Raw genomic sequence first — 17714 nt, forward strand, 5'->3', positions numbered from 1 at the left:
CCGTTCCGAAGGGGGCTCGCACCGCAGTGCGCAGCACGGAGGTTACCCAATGAGCGCGGTGATCGAAACGGCACCCTCACCCCAGCCCTCTCCCGCGCGCGGGAGAGGGGGCAAGGCAGGGCTCAATCCGAAGTACTTGCCGTTGACGGCGACCATCTCGCTGTTCGTGCTGATGGCCACGCTGGGCTCGGTGTTCTACGACGGCTTCTTTTCGGCGCAGGTGTTCCTCAACCTGCTGATCGACAACGCCTTCCTGATCGTCGTTGCCGTGGGCATGACCTTCGTCATCCTTTCGGGCGGCATCGATCTCTCGGTGGGCTCGGTGATCGCGCTCACCACGATGGTGTCGGCCTCGCTGGTCGAGAAGCACGGCTGGAGCCCCCTGGTGGTGATTCCGCTGGTGCTGGCCATGGGCACGGCCTTCGGCGCGTTCATGGGGCTGCTCATCGAACGCTTCAGGCTGCAGCCCTTCATCGTCACGCTGGCGGGCATGTTCCTGGCGCGCGGGCTGTGCTATCTGATCAGCATCGATTCGATCAGCATCACCAACGCGTTCTATTCCGAGGTCTCGCAGATCCGCATTCCGGTATGGGGCGAGGCTTCGCTGTCGATCAGTGCAGTGATCGCCATCGTCGTGCTGCTGGCGGCGGTGTTCATTGCGCATTGCACACCGTTCGGCCGCACGGTGTACGCCATTGGCGGCAGCGAGCATTCGGCCATGCTGATGGGCCTGCCGGTGCGTTCCACGCTCGTCGGCGTCTACACGCTGTCGGGTTTCTGCTCGGCGCTGGCGGGCGTGATCTTCACCTTCTACATGCTGTCGGGCTACGGCCTGCATGCGCTCGGGCTGGAGCTCGATGCCATCGCGGCGGTGGTGATCGGCGGCACGCTGCTCACGGGCGGCGTGGGCTACGTGGCGGGCACGCTTTTCGGCGTGCTGATGCTCGGGATCATCCAGACGCTGATTTCCTTCGACGGCACGCTGAGCTCGTGGTGGACACGCATCGTCGTGGGCGCGCTGCTCTTCGTGTTCTGCCTGCTGCAGCGCTTCTTCACTTCGCGCACGCCACGGCGCTGACTTTTTCTTTTTCTCTCTCGCTTTTCAGGACACCCCCGCATGCCGGACGATACCCCCAAGAAGAAGCTTCGCTCGACCGAATGGTTCGGCTCGGCCGACAAGAACGGCTTCATGTACCGCAGCTGGATGAAGAACCAGGGCATACCGGACCACGAGTTCGATGGCCGGCCGATCATCGGCATCTGCAATACCTGGTCGGAGCTCACGCCCTGCAATGCGCACTTCCGCAAGATTGCCGAGCATGTGAAGCGCGGCATCTCGGAAGCGGGCGGCTTTCCGGTCGAGTTTCCGGTGTTCTCCAACGGCGAATCGAACCTGCGGCCCACGGCCATGCTCACGCGCAATCTCGCGAGCATGGACGTGGAAGAAGCCATTCGCGGCAACCCGGTCGATGCGGTGGTGCTGCTCACGGGCTGCGACAAGACCACGCCCGCACTGCTGATGGGTGCCGCAAGCTGCGACATCCCGGCCATCGTGGTCACGGGCGGGCCGATGCTCAACGGCAAGCTCGACGGCAAGGACATCGGCTCGGGCACGGCCGTGTGGCAGCTTCACGAGTCGCTCAAGGCCGGCGAGATCAATCTGCACCAGTTCCTTTCGGCCGAAGGCGGCATGTCGCGTTCGGCGGGCACCTGCAACACCATGGGCACGGCCTCGACCATGGCCTGCATGGCCGAGGCGCTGGGCACTTCGCTGCCGCACAACGCGGCCATTCCGGCGGTCGATGCGCGGCGCTATGTGCTCGCGCAGATGTCGGGCATGCGCGCGGTCGAGATGGCGAAGGAAGGGCTCACGCTGTCGAAGATCCTCACGCGCGAGGCTTTCGAAAACGCCATTCGGGTCAACGCGGCCATTGGTGGATCGACCAATGCGGTGATCCACCTGAAGGCGATTGCCGGTCGCATCGGCGTCGACCTCGAGCTGGAAGACTGGACCCGCATCGGCAGCAATACCCCCACCATTGTCGACCTGATGCCCTCGGGCCGCTTCCTGATGGAGGAGTTCTATTACGCGGGCGGCCTGCCCGCTGTGCTGCGGCGCCTCGGCGAGAACGGCCTGCTGCCGCACCCCGGCGCGCTCACCGTCAACGGCCAGTCGATCTGGGACAACGTGCGCGAAGCGCCGAGCCTCAACGACGAGGTGATCCGTCCGCTCGACAAGCCGCTGATCGCCGACGGCGGCATTCGCATCCTGCGCGGCAATCTCTCGCCGCGCGGCGCGGTGCTCAAGCCTTCCGCGGCGTCGCCCGAGCTGCTGAAGCACCGGGGCCGCGCGGTGGTGTTCGAGAACCTCGAGCACTACAAGGCGCGCATCGTCGATGAATCGCTGGATGTCGATGCGAGTTCGGTGATGGTGTTGAAGAACTGCGGCCCAAAGGGCTATCCCGGCATGGCCGAGGTGGGCAACATGGGGCTGCCGCCGAAGTTGCTGCGCCAAGGCGTGAAGGACATGGTGCGCATCTCGGACGCGCGCATGAGTGGTACGGCCTATGGCACCGTCGTGCTGCACGTCGCTCCTGAAGCCGCGGACGGCGGGCCTTTGGCCGCGGTGCGCGACGGCGACTGGATCGAGCTCGATTGCGATGCGGGTCGGCTGCACCTCGACATCAGCGACGAAGAACTTGCATCGCGCCTGGCTTCGCTGTCGAACACCGACGCGCAGCCCATGAGCACGCGCGGCGGCGGCTACCAGAAGCTCTACGTCAACCACGTGCTGCAGGCTGACGAAGGCTGCGACTTCGACTTTCTGGTGGGCTGCAGAGGTTCCGCCGTCCCCCGTCACTCACACTGATCCATCCATCATGACTCCCAGATACCGCGGCATCTTCCCGGTGGTGCCCACCACCTTCACTGAACAGGGCGCACTCGATCTCGAAAGCCAGAAGCGCTGCGTCGATTTCATGATCGACGCGGGCTCCGACGGCCTCTGCATCCTCGCCAACTTCTCGGAGCAGTTCGTGCTCTCCGACGAAGAGCGCGAGGTGCTCACGCGCACGGTGCTCGAGCACGTGGCCGGCCGCGTGCCGGTGATCGTCACCACCACCCACTACAGCACCCGCATCTGCGCTGAACGCAGCCGGCGTGCGCAAGACATGGGCGCCGCCATGCTGATGGTGATGCCGCCTTATCACGGCGCCACCTTCCGCGTACCGGAGCCGCAGATCTTCGAGTTCTACGCCGGTCTTTCCGATGCGGTGGGCATTCCGATCATGATCCAGGATGCCCCGGCCAGCGGCACGGTGCTGTCGGCGCCGTTCCTCGCGCGCATGGCCAAGGAGATCGAACACGTCGCGTACTTCAAGATCGAGACCCCCGGTGCGGCCTCGAAGCTGCGCGAGTTGATCCGCCTTGGCGGCGATGCCATCGAAGGCCCGTGGGACGGCGAAGAGGCCATCACGCTGATGCCCGACCTGGATGCAGGTGCGACAGGTTCAATGACCGGCGGCGGCTACCCGGACGGCATCCGCCCGATCATCGAGGCCCACCGCGCAGGCGACCGCGACAAGGCCTTTGCGCTTTACCAGCAGTGGCTGCCGCTCATCAACTACGAGAACCGGCAGGCTGGCCTGCTGGCGTGCAAGGCGCTGATGAAGGAGGGCGGCGTGATCGCCTGCGAGGCACCGCGCCATCCGCTGCCGACGATGCACCCCGACACGCGCGCAGGCCTGATCGAAACCGCGAAACGGCTCGATCCGCTGGTGCTGCGCTGGGCGCGTTGAAGAGCGAGAAGGACTGAACGAGAAGAGAGAGAAAAGGGCGCTCAGCTCTTCTCGAGTTCACTGACCTGCAGCGACAGGTCGAACAGCTTCGACTTGCTCGCGTAATAGCGGTCGAGCCGCCATTCCTTCAGGATGTCCATGGCGAGTTCGAAGCTCTTGTAGTCCAGGCTGTAGAGCGTGACCAGCTCGAAGCTGCGTTCGGATTCGAGCGCCAACACGAGCTGCGCCAGGATCTTGGCCGATTCGTTGGCCGGGTCCGTTTCGATGAATCGGCGAGCGACCTTGATGGCATTCATGGGAAAGAGTTCCTCGTAGGCAGAGACCGCGAACTATAGCTAGCACGCCGCTTTGCTTTGTGACAATTGTGTGACAAACGAGGTTATCACTGCGCGGCTTGCGCAATGATGGATGCGGCCCACCGCCCACGCGAATGGGCGGCGGTGCTGCACGAAGAGGCAACTCTGCGCGTCAGCGAATCGGCGTGGGCATCGGGGCCGGCATCGGCTCCATGGGGGCGGGAGCCATGGGTGCCACAGGGGCCATCGGCGCCATGGCCGGTGGCGGCAGGCGCGAAGGCTCGGGCGCCGGAGGCGGCATCACGGCGGGTGCCGGCATGACCACGGTGGTGACGGACTCGCGAATCACGCCGCCGCCCATCACGCTGCCATCGACATTGCCACTGGTGTTGCCGCTGCCGCCGAGCACGCGGGCTTCGCAGTCGGCGCGATCTGCCGGCGGCTGCAGGCTGCATCGCGCGAGGGCATTGCGGCGGTAGTCGGGCGCACTGGTCAACCCGCCGCGCGCAGCTTCATGGCGTGCGGCGCCGGCCTCGCGAATGCAGGCTGCGCGGTCTTGCTGGTTGCGGCCGCAGACCGAGAGTTCCTGCTGGTAGGTGGAATCGCCGCGGCGCGGCTGGGCCGAGGCCGACGTGGCCGCGGCAATACCGCCCACGGCAATGAGGGCGGCAATCATCGAACGGGTGGTGCTGTTCATGGTGTGCTCCTTGGAGTGACCTGAAACATGAGGTGAAATAGTTGGAAGGGGCGGGCCGCGCCAGGTTCCGCGCGGCCGACGTTCAACGCGTGGGTGAGACGGGTTGCGGCGGCAGCGGCGTGACCGTTTCGCGGATGATGCCGCCGCCCATCACGCTGCCTTCGGTGCTGGTGCGTGCGCCGCCCTGCAGGCGCGCTTCGCAATCGGCGCGGTCGGCCGCTGGCTGTTCGCGGCAACGCGCCATGGCGTTGGCATCGGCACGGCCGGGGCCAACGCTGGTGAGCCCGTTGCGGCCTGCTTCCTGCCGCGCGGCGCCGGCTTCGCGCAAACATGCGGCGCGGTCCTGCTGCACGCCGTCGCAGGTGGCGCGCTCCTGCTGCGCACGCGCGGCGGAACCTGGCTCGGGTGCCTGTGCCTGTGCAATCGACGCGCCGAACACTGCTGCAAAAAGCGCGGCAGCAGAAAGGGTGGAACGAACTGTTGTTGTCATCGGGTGCTCCTGATTGAGGCGCGCCCTCCGAAAGCGCGACCGGACCCGCAGTGTGGTCCGGTGCACCCCTTGCAGGGTGTGGGACTGCGCAGACAGCAGACCCGGCCAGACTCGCCCCTGTGTGTGGGACGTGTCCGGCATGGGGCCGGCGGCAGCCGGCCCGTGGCGGGTCAGCCCGCCGCGATGCGCTGCGCGAGGTGCGCGAGCGCTTCCTCGACCTGGTCGACCAGGATCAGCGACAAATCGCCAGGCTGCAGCCGCGCGAGCGCGGTGTCGATGGCAACGAACTCGCCGCGGATCTCGTCGATGTAGCGCGTACGCGCCGCGTCTTGCAAGCCCTGGCGCAACAGCGCCATCACCTCGCCGTCGGCACGGCCGCGCTGGGCCGCGTCCTGGTACAGGATGACGTCGTCGAAGGCCTGGCCCAGGATGGCGGTCTGGTCGCGGATGTCGGAATCGCGCCGGTCGCCCGCGCCGCTGATCACCACCGAGCGCTTGTTGGCCGGCATGGTGTCCACGGCCGACACCAGCGCGCGCATCGCGTCGGTGTTGTGGCCGTAGTCGGCGATCACGGTGGCGCCGCGGTAGTCCATCACGTTGAAGCGTCCCGGCACGCCGGCCGCGTCGTTCATGAAGCTCGCGAGGCCGCTGCGAATGGTGTCCCAGTCGAGCCCCACGGCCCATGCTGCCGCCACCGAGGCCATCACGTTGTCGACCTGGAAGCCGATGGTGCCGTTGCGCGTGATGGGCACGTCGCGCAGCGCAATGCGTTCGCGCCACGAGCCTTCGGCCGCCACCAGCGTGTCCTGGTCGACATAGACGGTGCGCTTGCCCTGCGCGCGGTGCGTGGCCATCACCGGGTGCTGGCGGTCGGCGGTGAAGAAGATCACGTGGCCGGGGCAGCCCGCGGCCATGGCGGCCACGTTGGCGTCGGCGGCGTTGAGCACCGCATAGCCATCGGGCGCGACGTTGCGAACCACCACGCGCTTGAGCACCGCGAGGTCTTCGACCGTGGTGATGTAGTTCAGGCCCAGGTGGTCGCCGCTGCCGATGTTGGTGACCACGGCCACCTCGCAGCGGTCGAAGCCGAGGCCTTCGCGCAGCACGCCGCCGCGCGCCACTTCGAACACGGCCGCGTCCACGTCGGGGTGCATGAGCACGTTGCGCGCGCTCTTGGGGCCGCTGCAGTCGCCGCTGTCGGTCTGCCGGCCGTCGACGTACACGCCGTCGGTATTGGTCATGCCGGTGCGCAGGCCGCTCGATGCGAGCAGGTGGTTGATGAGGCGCGCCGTGGTGGTCTTGCCGTTGGTGCCGGTGACGGCCACCACCGGAATGCGGCCATCGTCGCCGGGTGCGAAGAGCGTGTCCATGATGGCCTCGCCAACCGCGCGGCCGCGGCCGAACGAAGGCGAGATGTGCATGCGCAGGCCCGGCGCGGCATTCACTTCGACCACGCCGCCATGTTGTTCTTCGAGCGGACGCAGCACGTTCTCGCACACCATGTCGACGCCGCAGATGTGCAGCCCGACCATCTGCGCGGCATCGACCGCGCGTGCGGCCACTTCGGGGTGCACGGTGTCGGTCACGTCGGTGGCGGTGCCGCCGGTGGACAGGTTGGCGTTGTTGCGCAGCACCACGCGCTGGCCGCGTTCGGGCACGCTGTCGGGCGTAAGGCCCTGGGCTTCGAGACGGCCGACGGCGATGTCGTCGAGCCGGATCTTGGTGAGCGACGTGGCATGCCCTTCGCCGCGGCGCGGGTCGAGGTTGACGGCGTCCACCAGTTGGCGCACGGTGGAGCTGCCGTCCCCGATCACGTTCGGCGGGTCGCGCCGCGCGGCGGCCACGAGGCGGTCGCCCACCACCAGTAGGCGAAAGTCGAAGCCCGGCAGAAATTTCTCGACCATGACTTCGCCGTACACGGCGGCCGAGTCGTAGGCGGCCGTGAGCTGCTCGCGCGTCGTGATGTTGACCGTGACGCCCTTGCCCTGGTTGCCGTCCTGCGGCTTCACTACCACGGGCAGGCCGATTTCCATGGCCGCAGCCCAGCCGTCTTCGGCATCGGAGACGGGGCGGCCCAGCGGCACGGGCACGCCCGCGGCATTGAGCAACTGCTTGGTGAGTTCCTTGTCCTGCGCGATCGATTCGGCCACGCCGCTGGTGCTGTCGATCTCGGCGGCCTGGATGCGGCGCTGCTTGGAACCCCAGCCGAACTGCACCAGGCTGCCGCTGGTGAGGCGGCGGTACGGAATGCCGCGCGCCACAGCGGCATCGGCGATGGAGCCGGTGCTCGGGCCGAGGCGCTCGGATTCGTCGAGGTCGCGCAGCTCGGTGATGGCGGCGGTGGCGTCGAAGGGCGTATCGGCCAGCGCGGCGGTGATCAGCTCTTCGGCCAGTTCGAGCGCGCGGCGCCCGACGGCTTCTTCGCTGTATTGGAAGGCGACCTGGTAGACGCCATCTTCGACCGTGGGTGCGGTGTGGCCGAAGTTGACGGCGCAGCCGGCCTGCGACTGCAGCGCCACGGCGGCGTTCTCGAGCACGTGCGCGAGTGCCAGCGGCTGGCCCAGCACCATCGGATGCAGTTCGCCGATGGTGGGAAACCGCGCGCGCAGGCGGCCTTCGAAGCCCGGCAGCCGGCTGATGGCGTTCTCGTTGCCTTCGCAGGCAACCACGGCTTCGATGGCGGTGTGGCGGCTCCAGAGATTGGGACCGCGCAGGGCTCGGGTACGGGTGACTTTCATGGGGCGACGCGCATCAGGCAAATTGTGGTTGTGACGAAAGCGGCTGCGTCTGCGAGAGCTGCAGCGAGGCCAGCGCCGCCTGCAGGTCGGCCTCGAAAGCCTCGACGCCGGCGCCGATGAGGTTCAGCGGAATGCCCAGCGCCCAGGCGGCGGCCACCGCGGCCAGCAGGCTCTCCAGGCTGACGCCCGCGTGGGTGGCGCGCCAGATGGTCAGGCGGCCGAGGCCCGGCAGGAACGATTCGCTGCTGCCGTTGGCCAGCACCACGCGGTCTTGCCGCACCAGCACGGCTTTGCCGCCGGCGGCCTGGTGCGCGCTGAGCGCGGCGGCTTGCGGATCGGCGGCGTAAAGAATGACGGCACCGTCGCACAGCGGCGCCAGGCCGGCCACGCGCGGATCGCCCGCGTTCAGCACGGCCGTGCCTTCGCCGAGCACCACGTCGACCTGCGTGCGCAGCACCTTGACCATCTGGTCGCTCTCGGTGATGTCGTAGTCGGCCAGTGCTTCGGCGCCTTCGAGGTCGGTCACGATGCCGACTTCGCAGCGGTCGTAGGCGAGGCCGTCGCGCAGGATGGTCTCGGCGCCGTTCTCGATCACCACCGCCTGCACGGCGCGGTTCACGAGCAGGCGGTGGCCCGCCTCCCAATTGGCGCTGTTGCGCGCATCGACGCGGCGGCGCTCGAGGAACAGGCCGTCGCGGCAGGCCAGGCCCGTGTGGCGCCCGCCCAGGTTGATGAGCCAGGCGACCAGGCGCGCGAGCACGGCGGTGTCCTTGGAGCCGGCCACGCCGACCACCGGAATGCGGCCTGGTGCGTCATTGGGAAACAGGTGGTCGCAGATGGCGCGGCCCACCGGGCGCGGCGAGCCGACGGCCGGCTTCAGGTGCATCAAGAGGCCGGGGCCGGCGTTCACTTCGACGATGGCGCCGCGCTGCGGGCCGAGCGGCTTGCCGATGTCCTGCGCCACGAGGTCGATGCCCGCGATGTCGAGGCCCACCACGCGCGCGGCCAGCACGGCGGCGTGCGCGACTTCGGGGTGGACCTGGTCGGTGCAGTCGTTGGCCATGTTGCCGTTGCGCTGGATCGTGACCACGCGGCCGGCGGACGGCACGGAAGCGCCGTCGAGTTCCTGGCGCTTGAGTTCGAGCTGCAGCTTGGCGTCGGTGTCCAGCACGATCAGGTCGAGCGGGTATTCCTCTTCGGCGCCGCGGCGCGGATCGCTGTTGAGCTGCTTTTCGATCAGCTCGGCCACGTTGCTCTTGCCGTCGCCCGTGACGGTGATGATTTCGCCGCGCGCGGCCGCCACCACCTCGCCGCCCACCACCAGCAGGCGGTGTTCGTGGCCGCGGATGAAGCGCTCGACCATCACGTCGCTACCCTCGGGCTCGGCGACCGCGAAGGCGGCCATGACTTCTTCGCGCGTGGTGAGTTCGAGCGACACGCCGCGGCCGTGGTTGGCGTCCGACGGCTTCACCGCCACCGGCAGGCCGATGTCCTCGGCGGCTTCCCAGGCTTCTTCGGCGTTGGCCACCACCTGGCCCTCGGGCACCGGCACGCCGCAGCTCGCGAGCAGCGACTTGGTCAGCTCCTTGTCGCTGGCAATGGATTCGCCAATGGCGCTGGTGTAGTCGGTCTCGGCGGTCCAGATGCGCTGCTGGTTGGCGCCGTAGCCCAGCTGAACCAGGTTGCCGCTATTGAGCCGGATGTGCGGAATGCCGCGGTCTGTGGCGGCGGCTACGATGGCCGCGGTGCTCGGGCCGAGGTAGCAGTCTTCGACCTTGGCCTTGACCGCATCGACGGCTTTTTGCACGTCAGCGGCAGTGAACGGGTCGTTGTTGATGGCCGCCATCAGCAGGCGGTGGCCTTCGGCCAGCGCCACGCGGGCCACCTGCTCGTCGCGCGCCCGGAACACCATGCGATAGACGCCGTGCTCCGAGGTGCTGCGGGTCTGGCCGAAGCCGGTCGGCATGCCGGCCAGGTTCAAAAGCTCGATCACCACGTGCTCGAGCACGTGGCCCGACCAGGTGCCTTCGGTCAGCCGCTCGATGAAGCCGCCGCGCTCGCCCACGCCGCAGTGGTGCTCGATGAGCGCCGGCAGCAGGGCCGTGAGGCGGTCGGTGAAGCCGTCGATCTTGTTGGACGGGAAATCCTCCAGCTGGCCCAGATCGAGCCAGACTTCCAGCACGGGCCGGTACGTCCAGAGGTTGGGACCGCGCAAATAATTGATGCGCAGCAGGCGGATGTCGTCGAAACGGGTCATGCAAACGTTCGATGTGCTTTGGCCGAGCACCACGGCGCCTTCAAGCGCGCCCATGGCAATCGGTCAGAATCGGCGCCCGACAAAGGACGCCATGAAGCGGTCCATGCGGCCCGCGACGGGCAAGAGTCAAAGAAACACAATGCAACATCACGATCCAGTCGGCGCCCGGGAGGGCGAAACCGAGGCGGCCTCAGACGCGCTGAAAAGCCGGCTCGCAGTCGCGGAAAACGTTCTGGTCACATTACCGGTTGACCTCGACGATGAACTTCTGTTTACCTTTGGGCTCGTGGCTCTCACCGATCGGCGCCTGCTGGCGCTGCAACCGGGCGGCCAGTGGTGTGAGTGGACACTATCGGATTTGTCGCTCGGTTTGCAATTGAGCGACCATTCGGGCGTCGGAACGCTCGAATTGGTGGGTGCCGGGGGGCTTTTGGCGCGCTGGCGTTACACGCTGGCCAACCAGCCGGCCGCGCTGCGGCTGCTGAAGCTTTTCGGCCAGCGCGAAAACGGAACTGTCGCCGAGGTGACAGCCGAGCCCGACGGCGACGAACTGGCCGGTGCCGACGCCGAGCTGCAGAAACCCCCCTCGACCTGGGTGCTGCTGCGGCTGGGGCGCTTTGCCAAGCCCTATCGCAAGCAGCTGATCACGGGCTTTCTGCTGACGCTGATTTCCACCGCGGCGACCCTGGTGCCGCCCTACCTGACCATCCCGCTGATGGACGACATCCTGATTCCGTTCCAGAACGGGCAGAAGATCGATCCGGCGCGAGTGGGCCTCTATCTGAGCGGGCTGCTCGGCGCGGCGCTGGTCGGCTGGGGCCTGGGCTGGGCGCGCACCTATCTGCTGGCGCTGGTGTCGGAGCGCATCGGCGCCGACCTGCGCACCACCACCTACGAGCACCTGCTGACGCTGCCGCTCGACTATTTCGGTGGCAAGCGCACCGGCGACCTGATGGCGCGCATCGGCTCGGAAACCGACCGCATCAACGTCTTTCTGTCGCTGCACGCGCTCGACTTTGCGAACGACGTGCTGATGATCGTGATGACCGCGGTCATCCTGGTCTCGATCAATCCGCTGCTCGCTGTGGTCACCCTGGTGCCGCTGCCCTTCATCGCCTGGATGATCCACGTGGTGCGGGATCGCCTGCGCACCGGGTTCGAGAAGATCGACCGCGTGTGGTCGGAGGTCACCAACGTGCTGGCCGACACCATCCCCGGCATCCGCGTGGTCAAGGCCTTTGCACAGGAGCGCCGCGAGGCCGAGCGCTTTCGCGTGGCCAATGCCTACAACCTGCAGGTGAACGACAAGCTCAACCGCACCTGGTCGCTGTTCACGCCCACCGTGTCGCTTTTGACCGAAATCGGTTTGCTCGTGGTCTGGGGCTTCGGCATCTGGCAGGTGGCGCGCGGAAGCATCACCGTGGGCGTGCTCACCGCGTTCATCGCGTACATCGGCCGCTTCTACACGCGGCTCGATTCGATGAGCCGCATCGTGTCGGTCACGCAGAAGGCGGCGGCCGGCGCCAAGCGCATCTTCGACATCCTCGACCACGTGAGCAACGTGCCCGAGCCGGTCAACCCGGTGAAGATCGAGCGCGTGCAGGGGCGCATCGACATGAGCGGCCTGGGCTTCCGATACGGGTCGCGCGCCGTGATCCGCGACCTCGACCTGACCATCGAGCCCGGCGAGATGATCGGCCTGGTGGGCCACAGCGGCTCGGGCAAGAGTACGCTGGTCAACCTGATCTGCCGCTTCTACGACGTGACCGATGGCGCCATCAAGGTCGACGGCACCGACATCCGCCGCTTTGCCGTGGCCGACTACCGGCGCCATGTCGGGCTGGTGCTGCAGGAGCCGTTTCTCTTCTTCGGCACCATTGCGCAGAACATCGCCTACGGCAAGCCCGACGCCACGCGCCAGGAGGTGGTGGCCGCCGCGCGCGCCGCGCATGCGCACGACTTCATCCTGCGCCTGCCGCACGGCTACGACTCGCTCGTGGGCGAGCGCGGGCAGGGGCTTTCGGGCGGCGAGCGCCAGCGCATCAGCATCGCGCGTGCGCTCTTGATCGACCCGCGCATCCTGATCCTCGACGAAGCGACTTCGGCCGTGGACACCGAGACGGAGAAAGAGATCCAGAAGGCGCTCGACAACCTCGTGCAGGGCCGCACCACCATTGCCATTGCGCACCGCCTGTCGACATTGCGCAAGGCCGACCGGCTGGTGGTGATGGACCGGGGCGAGGTGGTCGAGGTGGGCCCGCACGACGCCCTGATGGCGAAGCAGGGCGCCTATTGGCGGCTCTACCAGGCGCAGCTGCGCCAGGCCGACGAAGAAGCGAGCGAAGGTGCGATCGACGAACGCGCCGGCGCCCAGTTGCCGCTGGTCAGCCATGCGGCCCACCCGGCGGGAGACGCGTGATGAGCAACGACGACAACACCCCCATTCCCGTTTTCGGCCTTGAACGCGACAGCTTTGGCCGCCTGGTGCTGACCGATGCGGAGGGCGAGCGCCACGCGGGTGTGACGCCGGTGCGGGCCTTTCCGCTCAGCGCGCCCGGCGAGGGCGTGTCGCTGGTCGGCAGCGAGGGCCGCGAGCTGGTCTGGATCGATCGCGTCGACGCGCTGCCTCCGCAGACCCGCGCTTTGATCGAGGAGGAGTTGGCGGTGCGCGATTTCGCGCCCACGCTGCTGAAGCTGCACGGCGTGTCGAGCTTCGGCGTGCCCAGCACCTGGACGGTGAGCACCGACCGCGGCGACACCAGCTTCGTGCTCAAGGCCGAGGAAGACATCCGCCGGCTCGAGGGCGGCGCACTGCTGATCGCCAGCGCGCACGGCGTGCAGTTCCGCATTCCCGACGTGAAGGTGCTCGACCGCGCCTCGCGCAAGCTGCTCGAGCGCTTTCTCTAGCAAACGGCCGGCCTGGGCGAGCAGGCGACGGCAGGCGCCGTACCGCGCAGGCTGCGAAAATTGCAGTTTTTGAACCGGCAACGGCTCTCCGTTGAAGTGAAATGCCCTTGCACACCACCGCCCTCGTCCTGTTTTCCGGTGGCCAGGATTCGACCACCTGCCTCGCGGAGGCGCTTTCCAAGTACCAGCGCGTCGAGACGCTCGGATTCGACTACGGCCAGCGGCACCGTGTCGAGCTCGACGTGCGCGGCACCATCCTCTCGAAGATGCGCGAGCGCTTTCCCGATTGGGCGCCGCGCCTGGGCGAAGACCATGTGCTCACGCTGGCGGCGCTGGCCCAGCTCGGCGGCTCCTCGCTGACGGAAGAGGTGGCCTTCGAAATGCAGGCCGACGGCCTGCCCAACACCTTCGTGCCCGGACGCAACCTGCTGTTTCTGACCCTGGCCGGTGCACTGGCCTACCGGCGCGGCCTGCAGGTGATCGTCACCGGCGTCTGCGAGACCGACTTTTCCGGCTACCCCGACTGCCGCGACGACACCATGAAGGCGATGCAGCTCGCGCTGTCGCTGGGCCTGGAGCGCCGCCTGGTCATCGAGACGCCGCTGATGTGGATCGACAAGGCCGAGACCTGGCAGATGGCCGAGCGCCTGGGCGGCGCGGCGCTGGTCGACCTCATCGTCGAAGAAACCCACACCTGCTACCTGGGCGACCGCGAGCATCGCCAGGCCTGGGGCTATGGCTGCGGCGAGTGCCCCGCTTGCGACCTGCGCAAGAAGGGCTGGGAGCGCTACGTCTCCCGCGCCTAGGCGGCGGCTGGGGAGACCGAGGTTTCGAGCCGGTAGCGCGCGCTGCCGGCCGGTGCGTCGTCGGCCTGGGGCACCAGTGTCCAGCGCTGGTTGTGGAAGTCGCCCACCGCCGCGCGGTGCGCAATCGACACCATGGCGCCGCCCGCGGCCTTCACCCGGTCGGAGAGCCGCTTGTAGAGCACGCCCTCGGCCTCGGCATCAAGCGCGCTGGTGATCTCGTCGGCAAAGAGCCATGACGGCTTCTTCAGCAGCACGCGCGCGATGGACAGGCGCTGCTGCTCGCCGCCCGAGAGCTTCTGGCTCCAGACGTCGCTGTCGTCGAGCCGGTTCACCAGGTCGGGCAGCAGCGCGTCAACGAGGGCCTGTCGCAGCTCGGCGTCGCTGTAGTTCTCGGCCGGATTGGGGTAAGCCAGGGCATTGCGCAGGGTGCCATCCGGCACGTAGGGCCGCTGCGGCATGAACACCGCGCCTTCCGGCACCTTCACGTGGCCGCGCGCAAACGGCCAGATGCCGGCAAAGGTGCGGAACAGGGTCGACTTGCCGCTGCCCGATGGGCCTTGCAGCAGCACGCTGTCGCCCGGCTTCACGGCCAGCGTTGCGCCCGAGAGCAGCGAGGTGCCGTTGGGCAGTGCCACGGCGAGATCGCCGGTCTGCAGCGCGGGCGCCGTGCCGTCGCGGTCGAGCGCCTGATTCTGGGCCGCATGGGCGCGCATGGCATCGTCGAAGCTGGTGAGCCGATCGGTGGTGGCGCGCCAGACGGCGACGCGGTCGTAGTTGTCGACGAACCAGCTGAGCGAATCCTGCACCTTGCCGAAGGCCGACGAGATCTGCATCAGCTGGCCGAGCTGGATCGCGCCGCTGAAAAACCGCGGCGCGGCCACGATGAACGGAAAGATCACCGCGGCCTGCCCGAAGAAGGCGGTGAAGGTGATCAGGTTCTTCTGCTGCTTGATGAGCACCAGATAGTTGCGCAGCACGCTGCCGAAGCGCAGGTCGAGTTGGCCGTGCTCGACCTTCTCGCCCTTGTCCAGTGCAATGGCTTCGCTGTACTCGCGTACCCGGACCAGGTGGTGCCGGAAGTCGGCCTCGAAGCGCTGTTGCCGGAAGTTGGTGCCGATCAGCGGGCGGCCGATGTAGTGCGTGATGACCGTGCCCACCACGCAATACACCACCGCCAGCCAGACCATCGCACCCGCGATCTGGTAGGTGGTTCCGCTCAGCGTGAGATCGAAGTTGCCCGACAGCCCCCAGAGAATGCCCACGAAGCTCACGAGCGTGACCACCGCGTTCAGGAGGCCCATGGACAGCGACATCGTGTAGTCGGTGAACATCTGCATGTCCTCCTGGATCCGCTGGTCGGGATTGTCCGGAGTCCCGTCGTTCTGGGCGTAGCGCGCGAGTTCGAGGTGATAGAAAGTGCGGTCGGACATCCAGCGCGACAGGTAGTCGCGCGTCATCCAGGTGCGCCAGCGCAGCTGCAGCAGCTGCGTCACATAGAACTTGAGCACTTGCACCGCGATGTTGGCGAAGGCGATCCAGCCGAAGACGCCGACCTCGCGCCAGAAGACAGCCGAATCCTTGTTCTGCAGCGCATCGTAGAAGCGCCCGTACCACTGGTTGCCCAGCACGGCCACGTACACATAGAACAGGTTCAGCGCGACGATGCCCAGCAGCATGGCGCGTGCGCGCCATTTCTCCTCGGAACGGAAGTAGGGCGCCGCAAGCGCGAAAACGCGGCGCAAAACCTGGGCGAACGTGGCGGCACGCGCCGTGACGGATAAAGACATGCAGATTTCCTCGGTGGGCGCGGGTGCGCCGAGACTTCGTGAGGAACCATGGTAGTCAAATGTTCCTTAAACGGGCCTGAAGCCCGTCCCGGAACCTCGAAAAGTGCTCAGCGCAGCATCACCCGCGCCGCGATTTCCAGGAAGTGCTTGAGCGTTGGCGTCTCGAGTCCGGCCACTTTTGCGTCGTCGTCCCAAAGGCGCAGCCGCACCGCGTCGCCGGCCCAGCGCTGTTCGGCAAAGTGCTGCGCGGCCTGGGCGTCCATCACGCCGCCCTGCAACGCGAGGCTGCGCACCGAATCCGGGGAGAGCCGCGAGAAGTAGCCGGGCCGCGTCGCGCAAAGATAGCGCTTGGCGTCCACATGCAGGCGGATCGGCTCGCGCACCTCGGCGCCGAAGGCTCCGCGCAGCAGGGGCATGGCGATGTATTGGTGGCGGTCGTCGATGCCGAGTTCGGTGGGCGAGCCCGACAGCGTCTGGTGTTCGGCGATCAGCAGGTGCCCGAGGTCATGCAGCAGCGAGGCCGTGACCAGCGCATCGCCCGCACCGGCCTGCTCGGCAAGCCATGCGCACTGCAGTGCGTGTTCGAGCTGCGACACCGGCTCGCCCGCATACGCGACCCCGCCGCGCTCGGCGAACAGGCGTGCGATCTCGGCGAGGTCGAGTGTCATGGATCTGAAACGAAGGCGGGAATCGCGAGGCGGCAGCACCCCAGCTTCGCGCATTGCAGTGACAAGGACATGACGAAGCCTCCACAGGCGCCGCGCAGGCGCGTGCCTTCTGACAAATGCCTGTCACACGCCGCTGCCAGCATCGCCGCGTTCATGGCGCTTGCCGTGGGTACTTTCTTCCGCGTACGTCCCGCTCCGTCTTCTTTTCCGAGGTTTCCCCATGCTGCGTCGTTCTATCCGCTGGTCTTGCGTGCCAGCCGCTCTGCTCTCGCTGGCCTTTGCCGCTTCGGCCCAAGGCCGCACCGAGCTGCTGGTCTACACCGCGCTCGAAGCCGACCAGGTGCAGGCTTACAAGGCGGCCTTCGAAAAGGAGAACCCGAGTGTCGAACTGAAGTTCGTGCGCGACTCCACCGGCATCGTCACCGCCAAGCTGCTGGCCGAAAAGGCCAACCCGCAAGCCGACGTGGTGTGGGGCCTGGCCGCCACCTCGCTGATGCTGCTCGACAAGGAAGGCATGCTCCAGCCCTACGCGCCCAAGGGGCTCGACGCCATCAAGCCGACGATGCGCGATCCGGCCAACCCGCCCAAGTGGGTCGGCATGGACGTGTGGTCGTCGGCCATCTGCTTCAACACCGCCGAAGCCACGAAGAAGAACCTGCCCAAGCCCACCAGCTGGGCCGACCTGACCAACCCGGTCTACAAGGGCCAGATCACCATGCCCAACCCGGCCGCATCGGGCACCGGCTACCTGATGGTGTCGGGCTGGATCCAGATGATGGGTGAAGAAAAGGCGTGGAAGTACATGGACGCGCTGCACCAGAACATCGGCATCTACAGCCAGTCGGGCAGCAAGCCCTGCCGCCAGGCTGGTGCCGGCGAGTTCGCGCTCGGCATGTCGTTCGAATACCGCGCCAACAAGACCAAGCGCGACGGCGCGCCCATCGACATCGTGCTGCCCAAGGAAGGCCTCGGCTGGGACATGGAAGCCACCGGCATCATGAAGACCAGCAAGAAGCAGGACGCCGCCAAGGCGCTCGCCGATTGGGCCGTGACGAAGCAGGCCAACGAGCTCTACGCGAAGAACTTCGCCGTGCTCGCGCTGCCGGGCATCCAGGAGAAGCTCGAGTTCGTGCCGGGCGACGTCGAGAAGCTGCTCGCCAAGAACGACTTCACCTGGGCTGCCGCAAACCGCGACCGCATCCTGACGGAGTGGTCGAAGCGCTACGAATCGAAGTCGGAAAAGAAGCCGATGTGATCGTGCGTCCCGGCTG

General features: G+C 67.2%; 14 protein-coding genes. 7 read left to right on the forward strand and 7 right to left on the reverse strand.

The genetic code is table 11. The features are described from left to right. Nucleotides 1-49: 49 nt before the first annotated feature. From yjfF to ACJ7Z0_RS20945, 3 genes are read left to right on the forward strand one after another with little or no spacing between them, the layout of a single operon-like run. Complete coding sequence (gene yjfF / locus ACJ7Z0_RS20935; RefSeq protein WP_434791376.1) at nucleotides 50-1078, forward strand: galactofuranose ABC transporter, permease protein YjfF; 1029 nt, start codon at nucleotides 50-52, stop codon at nucleotides 1076-1078. Between the two features lie 39 nt (nucleotides 1079-1117). Beyond that, the gene (locus tag ACJ7Z0_RS20940; RefSeq protein ID WP_434791377.1) at nucleotides 1118-2869 is read left to right on the forward strand and encodes an IlvD/Edd family dehydratase; all 1752 of its coding nucleotides are present in this window, start codon (nucleotides 1118-1120) and stop codon (nucleotides 2867-2869) included. Nucleotides 2870-2879: 10 nt separating this feature from the next. Then, on the forward strand, nucleotides 2880-3797 hold the full coding sequence (locus ACJ7Z0_RS20945) for a dihydrodipicolinate synthase family protein (protein ID WP_434791378.1): 918 nt from the start codon (nucleotides 2880-2882) through the stop codon (nucleotides 3795-3797). A 41-nt stretch (nucleotides 3798-3838) separates the two neighbouring features. Here the strand turns inward: ACJ7Z0_RS20945 and ACJ7Z0_RS20950 are convergent, their stop codons facing one another. From ACJ7Z0_RS20950 to ACJ7Z0_RS20970, 5 genes are all read right to left on the reverse strand, one after another. Continuing rightward, nucleotides 3839-4093 (reverse strand): hypothetical protein, encoded by a 255-nt coding sequence (locus ACJ7Z0_RS20950; RefSeq protein ID WP_012746204.1) that lies wholly within the window; start codon nucleotides 4091-4093, stop codon nucleotides 3839-3841. A gap of 172 nt (nucleotides 4094-4265) precedes the next feature. After that, nucleotides 4266-4790, reverse strand: coding sequence for a hypothetical protein (locus ACJ7Z0_RS20955; RefSeq protein WP_434791379.1), 525 nt, complete (start codon nucleotides 4788-4790; stop codon nucleotides 4266-4268). Between the two features lie 82 nt (nucleotides 4791-4872). Then, nucleotides 4873-5280: a hypothetical protein gene (locus tag ACJ7Z0_RS20960; RefSeq protein WP_431124540.1), complete on the reverse strand. Its 408-nt coding sequence runs from the start codon at nucleotides 5278-5280 to the stop codon at nucleotides 4873-4875. 170 nt (nucleotides 5281-5450) lie between these two features. Beyond that, nucleotides 5451-8018, reverse strand: coding sequence for a cyanophycin synthetase (gene cphA / locus ACJ7Z0_RS20965; protein WP_434791380.1), 2568 nt, complete (start codon nucleotides 8016-8018; stop codon nucleotides 5451-5453). A 13-nt stretch (nucleotides 8019-8031) separates the two neighbouring features. After that, on the reverse strand, nucleotides 8032-10275 hold the full coding sequence (locus ACJ7Z0_RS20970) for a cyanophycin synthetase (protein ID WP_434791381.1): 2244 nt from the start codon (nucleotides 10273-10275) through the stop codon (nucleotides 8032-8034). Between the two features lie 139 nt (nucleotides 10276-10414). Between ACJ7Z0_RS20970 and ACJ7Z0_RS20975 the strand changes: the two genes are divergently transcribed. From ACJ7Z0_RS20975 to queC, 3 genes are all read left to right on the forward strand, one after another. Beyond that, entirely contained in the window at nucleotides 10415-12694 is a 2280-nt protein-coding gene (locus ACJ7Z0_RS20975; protein ID WP_434791382.1) for a cyanophycin metabolism-associated ABC transporter, read from the forward strand. Then, complete coding sequence (locus tag ACJ7Z0_RS20980; RefSeq protein ID WP_434791383.1) at nucleotides 12694-13182, forward strand: cyanophycin metabolism-associated DUF1854 family protein; 489 nt, start codon at nucleotides 12694-12696, stop codon at nucleotides 13180-13182. Before ACJ7Z0_RS20975 ends, ACJ7Z0_RS20980 begins: the two co-directional genes overlap by 1 nt. Before the next feature lie 101 nt (nucleotides 13183-13283). Further along, nucleotides 13284-13988 (forward strand): 7-cyano-7-deazaguanine synthase QueC, encoded by a 705-nt coding sequence (gene queC / locus ACJ7Z0_RS20985; RefSeq protein WP_434791384.1) that lies wholly within the window; start codon nucleotides 13284-13286, stop codon nucleotides 13986-13988. Here queC and ACJ7Z0_RS20990 read toward each other — a convergent pair. Together ACJ7Z0_RS20990 and ACJ7Z0_RS20995 are read right to left on the reverse strand one after the other, a co-directional pair. Beyond that, nucleotides 13985-15775, reverse strand: a complete 1791-nt coding sequence (locus ACJ7Z0_RS20990) for an ABC transporter ATP-binding protein/permease (RefSeq protein ID WP_434791385.1) — start codon at nucleotides 15773-15775, stop codon at nucleotides 13985-13987. The two genes, queC and ACJ7Z0_RS20990, sit on opposite strands and share 4 nt — an antisense overlap. A gap of 107 nt (nucleotides 15776-15882) precedes the next feature. Continuing rightward, complete coding sequence (locus tag ACJ7Z0_RS20995) at nucleotides 15883-16443, reverse strand: phosphonate degradation HD-domain oxygenase (RefSeq protein ID WP_434791386.1); 561 nt, start codon at nucleotides 16441-16443, stop codon at nucleotides 15883-15885. A 220-nt stretch (nucleotides 16444-16663) separates the two neighbouring features. Here ACJ7Z0_RS20995 and ACJ7Z0_RS21000 point away from each other — a divergent pair, with 220 nt between their 5' ends. After that, entirely contained in the window at nucleotides 16664-17698 is a 1035-nt protein-coding gene (locus ACJ7Z0_RS21000; RefSeq protein ID WP_434791387.1) for a putative 2-aminoethylphosphonate ABC transporter substrate-binding protein, read from the forward strand. The last annotated feature ends 16 nt before the right edge of the window (nucleotides 17699-17714 follow it).

This window comes from Variovorax palleresanus (assembly GCF_051144945.1).
In the GTDB taxonomy this organism is placed as follows: domain Bacteria; phylum Pseudomonadota; class Gammaproteobacteria; order Burkholderiales; family Burkholderiaceae_C; genus Variovorax; species Variovorax paradoxus_S.